This window comes from Nesterenkonia sp. LB17 (assembly GCF_022565915.1).
Lineage (GTDB): Bacteria > Actinomycetota > Actinomycetes > Actinomycetales > Micrococcaceae > Nesterenkonia.
The window spans coordinates 42,438-55,998 of sequence record NZ_JAJOYX010000003.1 but is presented as its reverse complement, the minus strand read 5'-3'; the positions used below and the strand labels follow the sequence as shown (position 1 = coordinate 55,998).

Sequence of the window (13,561 nt, the reverse complement as noted above, 5' to 3'; positions counted from 1 at the left end):
CATGCTGGCCGTGCACGCCCACCCCGATGACGAGTCCTCCAAGGGTGCCGCCATGATGGCGGCCTACGCGGCTGCCGGTGCTCAAGTCATGGTGGCCACGGCGACCGGGGGTGAGCAGGGCGATCTGCTGAACCCGGCCGCGGGGGAGATCCTGCAGACCCACCGCGACCTCCCCGGGGTGCGCCGGATGGAGATGGCCGAGGCTGCCGCGGCGCTGAACATCTCCCATGTCTGGCTGGGCTTCGCCGATTCCGGGCTGCCCGAAGGTGACCCCACGCCGCCGCTTCCCTTCGGGAGCTTCGCGACGCTGCCGCTGGAGCAGGCCACGGCCCCGCTGGTGCGCCTGGTCCGCCGATTCAAGCCCCACGTGATCCTTTCCTATGACGAGGTCGGCGGCTACCCGCACCCGGACCACATCATGAGTCACAAGATCACGGTGGAGGCCTACCGGGATGCCGGCGATCCCACCAGGTACCAGGGCCTCGGTGAGGCCTGGGAGCCGCAGAAGCTCTATTACGACCGGGCCTTCAACCCCGGCCGGTTCGAGGCGATCCACAAGGCCCTGCTGGAGGCCGGGCACAAGTCCCCCTATGAGGATCGACTGCTGCGCTTCCGTGACGGGTCGATCCCATGGATGACCGAGCACGAGGTGACCACCCAGATCCCGGTGGGCACCTTCCTGGAGCACCGCGACCGCGCCCTGCGCGCCCACCGCACCCAGGTGGAGCCCGACGGGTTCTTCTTCGCGACCCCCAACGACTTCCTGCGCGAGGTCTGGCCCTATGACGACTACGTGCTGGTCGACTCCCGGGTGAAGACCGAGCTGCCGGAATACGATCTCTTCAGCGGCCTGCGCTGAAGACTTGGTGCGGTGCCGGATTTCTACAACGCGTAGACTTGAGTCGATGGCCGCCGTCGGCGGCTGCCGAAAAAGCCCGGTCCGTCAGGACTGACGACGTTCAAAGGCAGAGACACCTGTGGTTCTAATTCCCTCGGTCAACAACCCGTGGCCAGGTGGGGGCGGCGGTGACGCTCCCGAGCTTCGCCCTGGGCTGGAAGAGGCCGACATCACCCCGGGGATCGAAGGCTTCCTCTTCACCGCGCTGGTCGTGGTGCTGCTCATCGTGGTGGTCCGGGACCTGGTCAAGCGCATGCGCCGGATGAAGTACCGGGCGCAGGTGGAGGCCGAGTACGGCGAGGACGAGGCCGAGTTCCCCGGAGAGATCACCGAAGCCGAGATCTCAGCGGCCCAGCAGCGCTCCCGCGACGCCGCCGCCGAAGCCCGCTTCGGCCCAAGCCCCACGACTCCGGCCCCGCCCGCCGAGAACGAACCCCACCCACCCTCCCGCTGAGCCGGGTCCCCTCCTGCGTCGAGTGGCGGATTCTACGTGGATCTGAGACCGGGAACCCACTGAACTCCTCGCAGAATTCGCCCCTCATCGCATGGGTGGGGTGTCCTACACTGGCGCCATGGTGACAACTCTCCCTTACGGATCCTGGCCATCGAGCATCTCCGCGGAACAGCTCGCCGTAGGCGGCAACCGCCTGGGCTCCCCGCAGTGGGTGGGGGAGCAGCTCTGGTGGACCGAGGCGCTCGCCGCCGAGGGTGGCCGGCAGACCATCGTCCGGACCGACGCAGATCCACTCAGCGCCGCTCGGACCCACGACGACGCGGCCCGCCCGACCCAGCAGACGCACCCCCACACCGTGACGGTGCTTCCGGCGCCGTTCAATGCGCGGTCACGGGTCCACGAATACGGCGGCTCCTCCTGGATCGCGCTGACCGCTGGGACCCCCGCCGCGACCGCACCGCCAGAGGTCGCCCGGCCGGATCAGGGGGCCTCCGGGGCGCCGCTGGTGCTGTTCGTGAACTTCACCGACCAGCGGGTCTACGCCTTCGTCGAGGGTGGGACTCCGCAGCCGATCAGCCCGGTGGGCCCCGAGGTCACCTCTGCAGGCGGGCCCTCGCTGCGCTGGGCCCAGCCCACGGCGGTCTCCCTCGCCGACGGCACCGTGGAGGTGTGGTGGGTCTGTGAGGAACACCTCGACGGCGACGACGCCACGGGCGCCCCGCTCGTGGAGCGCTCGATCGCCGCCCTCCCGCTGGACGGCTCAGCCGCGGAGGACCAGCGCGCGCTGCGACGAGTCACGCCTGCCTCGCGCTTCGTCGCTCACCCGCAGCTCTCACCTGACGGGACTCAGCTCGCCTGGATCTCCTGGGAGCACCCGCAGATGCCGTGGGACGGCACCGCGCTGCACGTGGGCCGCGTCGCCGGCGGGATCGTGGTCGACGATCACGTCCTCGACGGCGGCCCCGAGGTCTCGGTGCTGCAGCCGCAGTGGCGCCGTGACGGCGAACTCATCTACCTCAGCGACCGCTCCGGATGGTGGAACCCCTGGACCGTGCAGACCGTGGAGACCGGGCCCCAGACCGACGCCCAGACTCGTACCAAGGGTGGGCCCGCAGCGATCGAGACGCCGCGCCAGCTGCTGGTCGATGAGCAGGAGTATGCCGGGCCGCTGTGGCAGCTGGGCCAGCGCTGGGTCACCCTGATCGGCGCTGACCACGCATTGTGCATCCACGGGACCGCCACGGACTCGCTGGGCGTGCTCGACCTGCGTGCCGGCACCGTGGTGCCCCTGGAGCTGCCGCACACCAGCATCGCCGGGGTGAGCCTGCGCCAGGACGGTGCGCTCGCGATCCACGGTGCGTCGACCACCGAGTTCTCCGCGATCAGCGTCGGCCCGCTCGTCGTCAGCGACGGACGATGGCGGGTCGACCGTCCCGGCGTCGTCCGGTCCTCCCGTGATGACGCCCCGGACCCGGCGCTGCTGCCGGCCCCGGAGCCGATCACGGTGCAGGACGACTCCGGGCAGGAGATCCACGCGGTGCTCTACCGGCCGCGCCAGGTTGGCTTCGCCGCTCCGGCGGGGGAGCTGCCCCCGTTCATCGCACAGGTGCACGGCGGACCCACCGGCCAGGCCGCCGTCGGACTCTCGCTCGCGATCGCCTATTACACCTCGCGCGGGATCGGGGTGGTCGACATCAACTATGGCGGTTCCACCGGGTTCGGTCGGGCCTACCGCGACCGGCTCAAGGGCCGATGGGGCGTGGTGGATGTGGCGGACACCGTCGCGGTGATGGAGCACCTGGTCGCCGAGGGCATCGCCGACCCCCGAAGGCTGGGGATCGAGGGCGGCAGCGCCGGCGGATGGACCACCCTGGCGTGTCTGACCCGCACCGAGACCTTCGCCGCGGGGGTCTCGAGCTTCGGCGTCGCCGACCTGGTGGCGCTGGCCGAGGACACCCATGACTTTGAGTCCCGTTATCTGGACGGGCTCGTGGGCCCCTACCCGGAGGCCGCAGAGATCTACCGCGAGCGGGCACCGCTGAACCACGTGGACTCGCTGAGCTGCCCGGTGCTGCTGCTCCAGGGTGACGAGGACCCGATCGTTCCGCCGAACCAGGCCGAGATGTTCCGCGACGCCCTCGCCGCGAAGTCCATTCCGCACGCCTATCTGCTCTTCGCCGGAGAGCAGCACGGCTTCCGCAAGGCGGAGAACATCATCACCAGCTTCGAGGCCTCGTTGAGCTTCTACGGACAGATCTTCAGCTTCGAGCCGGAGGGGATCCCGCACCTTGAGCTGAGCCGCTGACGTGTCCCTGCCGCGTTGAGGGGCGGATTCTCCGAGCGGTTGAGCGGGTTCGAGGCATCAGGTGCCCGGAATTTCCGCCCCTCAACGCGGGAGCAGGCGCTCGACGCCGGGTCGCGGGTGCGCAAGACTGGACGGATGGGACACCGCCTCGCCGAAAGCTCCTCGCTGTACCTCCGATCCCACGCGGAGAATCCCGTGGACTGGTACCCGTGGGGAGCCGAAGCCTTCGCCGAGGCGCGCCGCCGGGACGTCCCGGTCTTCGTCTCCATCGGCTATGCGGCCTGTCACTGGTGCCACGTGATGGCGCGCGAGTCCTTCGCGGACCCTGCGCTCGCCGAGACGCTGAATGAGCGCTTCGTCGCGATCAAGGTGGACCGCGAGGAGCACCCGGATGTCGATGACACCTATATGGCCGCCACCCAGGCGATGACCGGGCAGGGCGGCTGGCCGATGAGCGTCTTCACCCTCCCCGATGCGCGGGTCTTCCACGCCGGCACCTATTTCCCACCCCGACGGGTCGGACAGGTCCCGTCCTTCGCCGAAGTCCTCGACGCCGTCCATGCGGCCTGGACCGAACGCCGCGCGGAGGTCGAGACCTCGGCGGGCAAGATCGCCGAGTCCCTCGGCATTCAGCGTCGACAGCAGGCAGGACTGGCCACCATGGTCCACACCCAGGACGACGACGGCGTGCCCGGCGCGCACGCGACCATGGAGCCTGCAGAGCTCGACGGACTGGTCGCAGCCGCCCTGGCGGTGCTCAGCGAGCAGGAGGACCTGGTCCACGGCGGGTTCGGGTCCGCGCCGAAGTTCCCACCCTCCCCGCTGCTGGGCTTCCTGCTCGAGGAGTCCGCATGGGACCCCGGCTCCGTCGCCGCAGGAATGGCGCTTCGCACGCTGGAGACCCTCGGCCGCTCGGCGCTGTTCGACCAGGTCGAAGGCGGCTTCGCGCGCTACGCCACCGATCTCGCCTGGGCGCTGCCGCATTTCGAGAAGATGCTCTGCGACAACGCCCAGCTCATCGGGCACTATGCCCGGCTCAGCGTGCACCCCGCGGCCGATGCCACACAGCGTGCACGTGCCGAGCGCCAGGCCCGGCTCAGCCTGGACTGGCTCACCGAACGGATGCTGCTTCCGGACTCAGGGCTGCTCGCCTCCTCCCTCGACGCCGACACCGTGGATGCCCATGGTCGGCATGCCGAGGGCGCCGCCTACCTGTTCTCCGACGCCGAGCTGCTCGACGCCGCCGGGGCTGCCGGCCTGGGGGAGGAGCAGGGGCAGCAGCTGGTGGCGCTGAACCGCGGCGTGCCCGCCGATGAGCAGGCGATCACGCAGGGCGCCCCGCTGGACATCACCGCGCAGACTCCGCGCACCCTGCACTTCGATGAGCCGCTGACCCGGGCCCAGACGCAGCTGTGGGAACAGGTCGCACCGGAGCTGCGCCGTCGTCGTGCGCTGCGGGATCAGCCGGCGCGGGATGAGAAGGTCGTCGCGGCCTGGAATGCGCAGGCGATCTCCTCGATGGCCACGGCAGCCGCACTCTGGGACGATTCCGCACTGCTGGGGCGGGCCGAGGCCCTCGCCGAACAGCTCTGGCGCACCCATGTGACGCTCGAACCCGCCAGCGACACCAGCGACGACGCCGGCCGGGCGCGCGTCCGGCGGATCTCCTATGCCGGAGTCCCCGTCGCCGAGCTGGGCGGACTCGCCGATCACGCGCATCTCGCCGTGGCCTGCTTCCAGCTCGGCTCCGCCGGCGCGGACGCCGCATGGGTCCGCCGCGGAGCCGCCGTGCTGCGCCAGATTCTGCAGAACTTCGTGCGCCGGACGGACGGCGAGATCCAGCTGCTGGAGAGCCCGGACACCACGGGTCTGCTCGCCGCCGCTCAGCAGGGGCCGCTGTTCGCCACCCCGCTGGATGGGCCTGAGCCCAGCAGCGTCGCCGCACTGGCCCAGGCGCTGCAGATGGCGGAGGCGCTGGAGCTGCTCGGGGCCGAGGATCTCAGGCCTGGCCTGATCCTGCAGCATGTGAAGCTCGCCGCGTCCAAGGCACCCACGGTGATCGGAGCATCCTTGCTGGTCGCTCGGCGCGCCGGACGGCGGTCACCGGCCCTCCGGTTCCTCGCCGGCACCGCCGAAGACCTGGCCCAGGTGCGTCGGGCGGGCGCGCTGCACGGGGTGCCGGTGGAACCGGTGGCTGTCGAGGCGGTGGGCACGGAGACCCCGCTGCGCCTGAGCGTGTGCCTGAACTCCGTAGGCACCATGATCTGCCTGCCCCCGGTGGGCTCGGTGGATCAGGCCCTGGCCGCGCTTGACGGGTGACCGCTCAGTCCAGCAGCGCCAGCATGATCGCGATGTAGTGGCAGATGAACCCGATCAGCGTGCAGGCGTGGAAGAGCTCGTGGAACCCGAACCAGTGCAGCGAGATGTTCGGCCGCTTGAGCGCGTAGAAGATCGCGCCCACGATGTAGAACACCCCGCCGACGCAGATCAGCGTGGCCGCGGCGACGTCGGCGGCGAAGAAGTCCCCGAGGAACACCAGCGCCGCCAGGCCCAGGATGATGTAGACCGGGGTGTAGAGCCAGCGCGGAGCGTCGGTCCAGAACACCCGGAAGGCCACCCCGCCCAGGGCTCCGATCCAGACCGCCACGAGCAGGATCAGGTCGCGGGGCTCCGGAAGCAGCGCGAGGGTCAGCGGGGTGTAGGTGCCGGCGATGATCAGCATGATGTTGGTATGGTCCAGGCGCTTGAGCACTCGTGCGGTGCGCGGAGACCAGGTGCCCAGGTGATAGGTGGCCGAGACTGCGAAAAGCAGCAGCCCGGTGATGACATAGACCACCGAGGCGGCGCGCAGCGGGCCTGAGGGGGCCAGAGCGATGAGCACGATGCCGGCGATCAGGGCCAGCGGCACCATGCCGGCGTGCAGCCAGCCGCGCATCCGCGGCTTCAGCGGCATCTCGGAATCGAAGAGCCGCTCCGCAGGGGCGGTGCTGCGATCAGGAAGCTCGGTCTCATGCTTGTTCGGGGCCACGGCACCAGTGTAGAGCCACATGTGACCGCTCAGTAATATATTGTGGCGCACGCCGCACTCGGACGCGCACCACGCTCGGGCCCAGATCCCAGGGCCGTCCCTTAGGGTGGGAATGCATCCACCCAGCAGGAGGTCCAATGGGGCTGCGTTCCCTCGCCTACGCCGTCTATGAACGGCAGATCAGCCGCGCACTGCCGCAGGACCGGATCCCGCAGCATATCGGCGTGGTCGTGGACGGCAACCGGCGCTGGGCCAAGCTCGCCGGCACCCCCGCCGCCGACGGGCACCTGGCGGGCGCGAACAAGATCGTGGAGTTCATCGACTGGTGCGCCGAGCTGGGCGTGCCCACGGTGACCCTCTACATGCTCTCCACGGACAACATGAGCCGGTCCGCCGAAGAGCTGGACCAGCTCATGGAGATCATCGGCGACACCCTCGAGCGGCTGTGTGAATCCCGCCCCGGCGGACGCCCTGTGCGGGTCCACCCGGTCGGGCAGCCCGAGCTGCTGCCCGCGCCGCTGGCCGAGCGGCTGCGCTGCGTGGACGCCGAGCTTGCCCGCGCCGAGGAGGAGCCGGCCGTGCACGTGAACGTGGCGGTGGGCTACGGCGGGCGCCAGGAGATCGTGGATGCCGTCAAGGAGCTGCTCCGCGACGCCGAGTCCAAGGGCCGCAGCATCAGTGAGGTCGCCGAGCAGCTCACCCCGGGCTCGATCGCCGACCGGCTCTACACCCGCGGTCAGCCCGACCCTGATCTGATCATCCGCACCTCGGGTGAGCAGCGGCTCTCCGGATTCCTGATGTGGCAGTCGGCGTACTCGGAGTTCTACTTCTGCGAGGCGCTGTGGCCCGACTTCCGCCGCGTGGACTTCGTCCGCGCGCTGCGCGACTACGCACAGCGGCAACGACGCTTCGGAAACTGACCGCCACTTCCGTCCCGGCTTGAGCTGTTTACCCGTTCGTCACCCGGAACTCACCAGAACTACTGCCATGTAGTTCGATGCCGGAGTACGCTCTGAAGTGTCAGAACACTGACCGGAGAGGCCCGATCACGTATGCCGCAGGCATCGCGCAGAAGGGGTCGGACCGGCCCCGCAGGGCCGAACCGACCACCCTTGCGAATCACAACGGGGACAGTCCAAGGTTCCGCCACGAGCCGGATGCGCCACCAGGCGCCTTCCACCAGGACTCGCGGGCGGGACCTTCTGTGTCTCCGGATATGGAGAAACCGTGGCCTCCTCACATGTGACCCCTGCAACCCCCGACGCCGTCAGCAGTGACGAGCTGGACTCAGCAATCGCCGGGGCGCTCGCCCAGCAGTCCTTCGTGCTCGACACCTCGGTGCTGCTCTCAGACCCCAAGGCGTTCCTGAGGTTCGCCGAGCATGAGGTGATCCTCCCCGTCGTCGTCATCTCCGAGCTGGAGAAGAAGCGCCACGACGCCGAGCTGGGCTACTTCGCCCGATCGGCGCTGCGGCTGCTCGATGAGCTTCGCGTCAAACATGGGGCGCTGAACCGACCGATCCCGCTCAACGACCAGGGCGGGCAGCTGTTGATCGAGCTCAATCACATCTCGCTGGAGGTTCTCCCACATGGTTTCCGCGGCTCGGACAATGACGCGCGGATCCTTGCAGTGGCGAAGAACTTCGCCGATGAGGGCCGCGAGGTCACCGTGGTCTCCAAGGACCTGCCGATGCGGGTGAAGGCCTCCGCGATGGGGCTCGCGGCCGATGAGTACCGCAACGAATGGGTCACCGATTCGGGCTGGACCGGTCTGGCCGAGGTCAGCGCCAGCTCCGAACAGATATCCCAGCTCTACGACGGCGAGAAGATCGACCTCGAGGATGCCGAAGATCTGCCGGTGAACACCGGACTGGTGATCTCCTCCGACCGTGGCTCCGCGCTGGGAAGGGTCAAGCAGAACGCCGCCTCGCAGAAATACGTCCAGGTGGTCCGCGGAGACCGTGAGGTCTTCGGGCTGCATGGACGCTCCGCCGAACAGCGGCTGGCCATCGACATGTTGATGGATCCGGAGCTGGGCATCGTCTCGATGGGAGGTCGAGCCGGAACGGGGAAGTCCGCGCTGGCCCTCTGCGCCGGGCTCGAAGCCGTGCTGGAGCGCGGCGAGCACAAGAAGATCATCGTCTTCCGTCCGCTCTATGCCGTGGGCGGCCAGGAGCTGGGCTACCTGCCCGGCTCCGAGGCGGAGAAGATGAACCCCTGGGGCCAGGCGGTCTTCGACACGCTCGGCGCGCTGGTCTCGGAGAACGCGCTGGACGAGGTGATGCACCGCGGGCTGCTCGAGGTGCTGCCGCTGACCCATATCCGCGGGCGCTCGCTGCATGACGCCTGGGTGATCGTCGATGAGGCGCAGTCGCTGGAGAAGAACGTGCTGCTCACGGTGATGTCTCGGATGGGGCAGAACTCCAAGATCGTGCTCACCCACGACGTCGCCCAGCGCGACAACCTCCGGGTGGGCCGCCACGACGGGATCGCCGCGGTGGTGGAGATCCTCAAGGGCAACCCGCTCTTCGGCCACGTGACCCTGACCCGCTCGGAGCGCTCGCGGATCGCCGCGCTGGTCACCGAGCTGCTCGAAGACGCCTAGGGTCCGTGCGGCTCACCGGCTCCCGCCCGCTGCCGGTGGGCGGGAGCCGGTCTTCTGGCCCGGGGGACTCCGTTCAGCGCCGGGCGGGCGACTTGGCGGCCCTCTCGCTGCGTGCGGACCGGGTGAAGATGAAGGCGACGGCGACGCCGGCCACCGCCCCTGCCAGGTGCCCGGACCAGGACACCCCGCCGGGGCTGATCGGTGTCATCCCGATGAGCATGCTCAACCCGTAGAGAAAGAGCACCGCCAGGGAGAACACCACCGCGAGGATCCGACGTGTGATGAACCCGAAGGCGACCAGGAAGGTCGCGAAGCCGTAGACGACTGCGGAGGCACCGATGTGCAGTCGGCCGCAGCCCACGCCCAACGGATCGTGGCAGATCCAGGGTGTGCCGCCGAGCCAGAGCAGCACCCCGGAGAGCAGCCAGATCACGGCCGTGATCCTCACGAACCGGCGGGTCAGCAGCGAGACCATGCCGCCGAGGACCAGCCAGGACATCGAGTTGCTCAGGATGTGTCCGAAGCTGCCGTGCAGCAGCGGCATGAACAGGATCCCGAGCAGTCCATCGGCGTCCCGGGCCTGCAGTCCGAACGCCCGATTGATCCAGTTCCCGGTGAAGACCATCACCAGATAGACCGCCCACATCCCCACCAGCGGCACGACGACGGGCAGGAAGGTCCGGCCGAAGGTGGACTTCAGGTCGGTGCTCAAGGATCCCCAGGAATCACCGGGTGCGCTGCCGATCGGATCGCCCGCTCCGGATCGCTGGAATGCTCTGCTCATCACTCCATGCTACGCAGAGCTCGGGTGTCGGCGTGCGCGGACGGTGGCCCCGAAACTGCTGGTGCCATACCATTGGCCAGAGGGGCCAACACTTAGTCCGAGCAACTATCAATATGTGGTGGCTTGACGGCCACTCCTAGGCGGGGATGTTGAAGGACGAACGCGCACACCAGACCCCCGAGGTCACGGCTGCGGCACCCGAACCTGTGATTCCAGGTCCGGAAGCCCACCATGAGGCAGTCCCAGCTGACGCGACCCACGATTCCCCGACGCCCCGGCCAGGCGGCTACTGGTATCAGGACTCCGGCCACGCGCCGAGCTCCGTGGATGTGCTGAACCTGCTGCGTCGATACCGCGAGTCGGAGCGGAAGATGCGCTCGCGCACCCGGGAGTCGATGAGCATGGGTGAGACCGATCTCCTTGCGCTGCGCTTCGTGCTGCGCGCCCAGTCCGCCGGGGAGCTGCTGCGCCAGCGCGATCTCGCCCAGGAGCTGGACATCAGCGCCGCCTCGGTCAGCGTGCTGGTGGATCGGCTGATCCGCTACGGCTATGTCCGCCGCGTGCCCTTCCCCAGTGACCGTCGTTCGGTCGCGATCGAACCGACGATCGCCGGGGACCAGGAGGTCCGCGAGACGCTGAGCGAGATGCACCGCCGGATGATCGAGACTGTGGAGACGCTCACCGAAGCTGAACGCGCGGCGGTGACGAAGTTTCTCAGCGGACTGATCGCCAGCGTCGACTGATCTCCGCCGGCTCATCTTGAGCCCGCTGGCTGCGCGTCACAGTCTCAGTCCCCGGAGATCGGTTACTAGACTGAACCTATGACCGAGAACACTGCTGAGACCGAATACCGTATCGAGCGCGACACCATGGGTGAGGTGAAGGTGCCCGCCCAGGCCCTGTATCGCGCGCAGACCCAACGCGCCGTGGAGAACTTCCCGATTTCGGGACGCACCTTGGAGCGCGCCCACATCGAAGCGCTGGCCCGCGTGAAGAAGGCCGCCGCTCGGGCGAACCAGGAGCTCGGGGTGCTCGACGCCGAGCTCGCCGAGGCGATCGTCCACGCCGCCGAGCTGGTCGAGGCCGGAGACCTCGACGAGCACTTCCCGATCGACGTGTTCCAGACCGGCTCCGGGACCTCCTCGAACATGAACACCAACGAGGTGCTGGCCACCCTGGCCAACCGCTACCTGGCAGAGAAGGGCTCGGACAAGGAAGTCCACCCCAACGACCACGTCAACGCCTCCCAGTCCTCCAACGACGTCTTCCCCACCTCCGTGCATGTGGCAGCCACCTCCGCGCTGGTCAACGACCTACAGCCGGCGCTGGCGTACCTCGCCGAGGCGCTGGAGGCCAAGTCAGAAGAGTTCGCCTCCGTGGTGAAGTCCGGCCGCACCCACCTGATGGACGCCACCCCGGTGACCCTGGGCCAGGAGTTCGGCGGCTACGCCGCACAGGTGCGCTACGGCGTCGAGCGCATCGACTCGGCCCTGCCGCGCGTGGCCGAGGTGCCCCTGGGCGGGACCGCCGTGGGCACCGGGATCAACACCCCGCTGGGCTTCGCCGAGAAGGCCATCGCCAGCCTCGCGAAGGACACCGGCCTGCCGCTGACCGAGGCCCGGGACCACTTCGAGGCCCAGGCCAACCGGGACGGGCTGGTGGAGGCCTCCGGGCAGCTGCGCAACATCGCCTATTCCCTGATGAAGATCAACAACGACCTGCGCTGGATGGGGTCGGGCCCGAACACCGGCCTCGGCGAGATCGCGATCCCTGACCTGCAGCCCGGCTCCTCGATCATGCCCGGCAAGGTCAACCCGGTGATCTGCGAGTCCGCCATCCAGGTCTGCGCCCAGGTGATCGGCAACGACACCACCGTCGCGCTGTCCTCCACCAACGGCGCCTTCGAGCTCAACGTCGGCATCCCGGTGATGGCCGCGAACCTGCTGGAGTCGATCAGGCTGCTGAAGAACACCAGCTACGTGATGGCCGACAAGATGATCAAGGGCCTGACCGCCAATGAGGAGCGCGCCGCGTTCCTCGCCGCCGCGTCGCCGTCGGTGGTGACCCCGCTGAACAAGCACATCGGCTACGAGGCGGCCGCCGAGATCGCCAAGCACGCGGTGAAGAACAAGCTCACCGTGCGCGACGCCGTGATCGAGCTGGGCTACATCGAGCGCGGCGACCTCACCGAGGCGCAGCTCGATGATTCCTTGGACCTGATGAGCATGACCCGCCCCGGCTGATCTGAGCTCTGCGCGCGCAACGCCACTCCTCCCCGCTGGTTGAGTTTTCCGGTACATACGTATCCACCGGAGAACTCAACCAGCGGGGAGTTTGGTCTCAGCTGCGGAATCGTGCGGGGGCCTCGGTGTCCAGCGCCCAGTCGATGACCATCCGCTGGTCCTCGCTGATCGGCTCTGGCAGCGCGGAGACGGGGAACCAGCCGACCTCGACTGACTCATCATCATTGACCCGCGCCTGCCCCGAGATGGGCTCCATCTCCAGCACCGTGTCCAGGTACCGGCAGGCGTCCCCGTTCGGGTAGCGCACCAGCCCGGTGGCGAAGACTCCGGCAACCCGCACCGGACGGGCGACGACGCCGGTCTCCTCTTCGACCTCGCGGACCGCTCCGACGGCAGGATCCTCACCGGGATCGAGGATCCCCGAGGTCACGGTCCACGCACCGTTGTCGGCGCGGCGCACGAGCAGCACCTCGGTCTCGGCGGTGGAGGGTGCGGCAGGGGAGGGTGCGGCGGCCTCGCCACCCACCGCTCCCCGGCGGAGCACCACGCCGCGGGCCGCAGGGATCCAGAGCTCCTTCGTGCCGATGTCTTGACGCAGTTCCTTGATGAAGTCTGGGGTGGGCATGTCCTCAGCCTAGCGAGTGGCCGCCGCTGAGCATCAGGGCGATGGTGGTGCCCAGCAGCAGGAAGGGTCCGAAGGGCACCGCGGTCTTGGCCGTGCCGCGCCCGGAGAGCAACAGCGCTGCTGAGACCAGTCCGCCGAGCAGGAAGGACACGACGACGGCGGTCAGCACCGTGTCCCAGCCGAGGAACCCGGTGTAGAGGCCCAGCACCACGGCCAGCTTCACATCCCCCATGCCCAGCGCCGGGGGAGCGATCAGCCGCACGAGCAGGAAGAGCCCGCCCCAGGTCAGGGCGGCAGCCAGGGCGCGCAGCGCCGCAAGCGGATCGCCCAGCAGCAGTGCAGTCGGCAGCAGCAGCCCCATCACGAGCCCGGCCCAGGGATAGATGATGCGGTTTGGAAGCCGGTGCTCGCGCAGATCGCTGAAGCTCAGCGCGATGGCACAGACCGCGAACACGACCCCGGCGATCAGCAGCAGCACACCCGCCAGGGCCCGGCCCGGCGCCCCGGAACTCAGCAGCTCGGTGATGAACGCGATCACGGTCCCACCCTAGGCGTCAGGGGCTCAGGAGGGAATGGGCATGACTATCTGGGGAAGATGCCCCTGAATGCCGCTGAGCTGA

12 protein-coding genes are annotated in these 13,561 nt (G+C 68.7%); 8 read left to right on the top strand and 4 right to left on the bottom strand.

Annotated features, from left to right (window positions below):
• Position 1 precedes the first annotated feature (1 nt).
• The 4 genes from mca to LTH96_RS07630 all read left to right on the top strand — a co-directional run bounded on the left by mca (position 2) and on the right by LTH96_RS07630 (position 5,976).
• Positions 2-859 carry a mycothiol conjugate amidase Mca gene (mca, locus tag LTH96_RS07645; protein WP_241465557.1) on the top strand — a complete coding sequence of 286 codons (858 nt, stop codon included), beginning with the start codon at positions 2-4 and terminating at the stop codon, positions 857-859.
• Between the two features lie 118 nt (positions 860-977).
• The gene (locus LTH96_RS07640) at positions 978-1,352 is read left to right on the top strand and encodes a hypothetical protein (protein ID WP_241465155.1); all 375 of its coding nucleotides are present in this window, start codon (positions 978-980) and stop codon (positions 1,350-1,352) included.
• Positions 1,353-1,470: 118 nt separating this feature from the next.
• Positions 1,471-3,657, top strand: coding sequence for a prolyl oligopeptidase family serine peptidase (locus LTH96_RS07635; protein WP_241465154.1), 2,187 nt, complete (start codon positions 1,471-1,473; stop codon positions 3,655-3,657).
• 135 nt (positions 3,658-3,792) lie between these two features.
• The gene (locus tag LTH96_RS07630) at positions 3,793-5,976 is read left to right on the top strand and encodes a thioredoxin domain-containing protein (protein WP_241465153.1); all 2,184 of its coding nucleotides are present in this window, start codon (positions 3,793-3,795) and stop codon (positions 5,974-5,976) included.
• Positions 5,977-5,980: 4 nt separating this feature from the next.
• On the opposite strand, the gene LTH96_RS07625 is transcribed toward LTH96_RS07630, so the two are convergent.
• Positions 5,981-6,610 carry a hemolysin III family protein gene (locus LTH96_RS07625; RefSeq protein ID WP_241465556.1) on the bottom strand — a complete coding sequence of 210 codons (630 nt, stop codon included), beginning with the start codon at positions 6,608-6,610 and terminating at the stop codon, positions 5,981-5,983.
• A gap of 212 nt (positions 6,611-6,822) precedes the next feature.
• On the opposite strand from LTH96_RS07625, the gene uppS reads away from it, so the two are divergent.
• The gene (uppS, locus tag LTH96_RS07620; protein WP_241465152.1) at positions 6,823-7,605 is read left to right on the top strand and encodes a polyprenyl diphosphate synthase; all 783 of its coding nucleotides are present in this window, start codon (positions 6,823-6,825) and stop codon (positions 7,603-7,605) included.
• Positions 7,606-7,966: 361 nt separating this feature from the next.
• Entirely contained in the window at positions 7,967-9,289 is a 1,323-nt protein-coding gene (locus LTH96_RS07615; RefSeq protein WP_241465555.1) for a PhoH family protein, read from the top strand.
• Between the two features lie 73 nt (positions 9,290-9,362).
• Here the strand turns inward: LTH96_RS07615 and LTH96_RS07610 are convergent, their stop codons facing one another.
• Complete coding sequence (locus tag LTH96_RS07610) at positions 9,363-10,073, bottom strand: rhomboid family intramembrane serine protease (RefSeq protein WP_241465151.1); 711 nt, start codon at positions 10,071-10,073, stop codon at positions 9,363-9,365.
• Between the two features lie 146 nt (positions 10,074-10,219).
• Here LTH96_RS07610 and LTH96_RS07605 point away from each other — a divergent pair, with 146 nt between their 5' ends.
• Both LTH96_RS07605 and LTH96_RS07600 read left to right on the top strand, forming a co-directional pair.
• On the top strand, positions 10,220-10,816 hold the full coding sequence (locus LTH96_RS07605; protein WP_241465150.1) for a MarR family winged helix-turn-helix transcriptional regulator: 597 nt from the start codon (positions 10,220-10,222) through the stop codon (positions 10,814-10,816).
• A 78-nt stretch (positions 10,817-10,894) separates the two neighbouring features.
• Positions 10,895-12,316 carry a class II fumarate hydratase gene (locus LTH96_RS07600; RefSeq protein WP_241465149.1) on the top strand — a complete coding sequence of 474 codons (1,422 nt, stop codon included), beginning with the start codon at positions 10,895-10,897 and terminating at the stop codon, positions 12,314-12,316.
• Between the two features lie 97 nt (positions 12,317-12,413).
• On the opposite strand, the gene LTH96_RS07595 is transcribed toward LTH96_RS07600, so the two are convergent.
• Together LTH96_RS07595 and LTH96_RS07590 are read right to left on the bottom strand one after the other, a co-directional pair.
• Positions 12,414-12,941, bottom strand: coding sequence for an NUDIX domain-containing protein (locus LTH96_RS07595; protein WP_241465148.1), 528 nt, complete (start codon positions 12,939-12,941; stop codon positions 12,414-12,416).
• A gap of 4 nt (positions 12,942-12,945) precedes the next feature.
• Positions 12,946-13,479: an A24 family peptidase gene (locus LTH96_RS07590; RefSeq protein ID WP_241465147.1), complete on the bottom strand. Its 534-nt coding sequence runs from the start codon at positions 13,477-13,479 to the stop codon at positions 12,946-12,948.
• Positions 13,480-13,561: the final 82 nt, after the last annotated feature.

What these genes read in the sequence shown, in the direction of transcription:
- mca (WP_241465557.1), top strand. Translation starts at nt 2, where the DNA reads ATGCTGGCCGTGCACGCCCACCCCGATGACGAGTCCTCCAAGGGTGCC.
- LTH96_RS07635 (WP_241465154.1), top strand. Translation starts at nt 1,471, where the DNA reads ATGGTGACAACTCTCCCTTACGGATCCTGGCCATCGAGCATCTCCGCG.
- LTH96_RS07630 (WP_241465153.1), top strand. Translation starts at nt 3,793, where the DNA reads ATGGGACACCGCCTCGCCGAAAGCTCCTCGCTGTACCTCCGATCCCAC.
- LTH96_RS07625 (WP_241465556.1), bottom strand. Translation starts at nt 6,610, where the DNA reads ATGCCGCTGAAGCCGCGGATGCGCGGCTGGCTGCACGCCGGCATGGTG.
- uppS (WP_241465152.1), top strand. Translation starts at nt 6,823, where the DNA reads ATGGGGCTGCGTTCCCTCGCCTACGCCGTCTATGAACGGCAGATCAGC.
- LTH96_RS07610 (WP_241465151.1), bottom strand. Translation starts at nt 10,073, where the DNA reads ATGAGCAGAGCATTCCAGCGATCCGGAGCGGGCGATCCGATCGGCAGC.
- LTH96_RS07605 (WP_241465150.1), top strand. Translation starts at nt 10,220, where the DNA reads ATGTTGAAGGACGAACGCGCACACCAGACCCCCGAGGTCACGGCTGCG.
- LTH96_RS07600 (WP_241465149.1), top strand. Translation starts at nt 10,895, where the DNA reads ATGACCGAGAACACTGCTGAGACCGAATACCGTATCGAGCGCGACACC.
- LTH96_RS07595 (WP_241465148.1), bottom strand. Translation starts at nt 12,941, where the DNA reads ATGCCCACCCCAGACTTCATCAAGGAACTGCGTCAAGACATCGGCACG.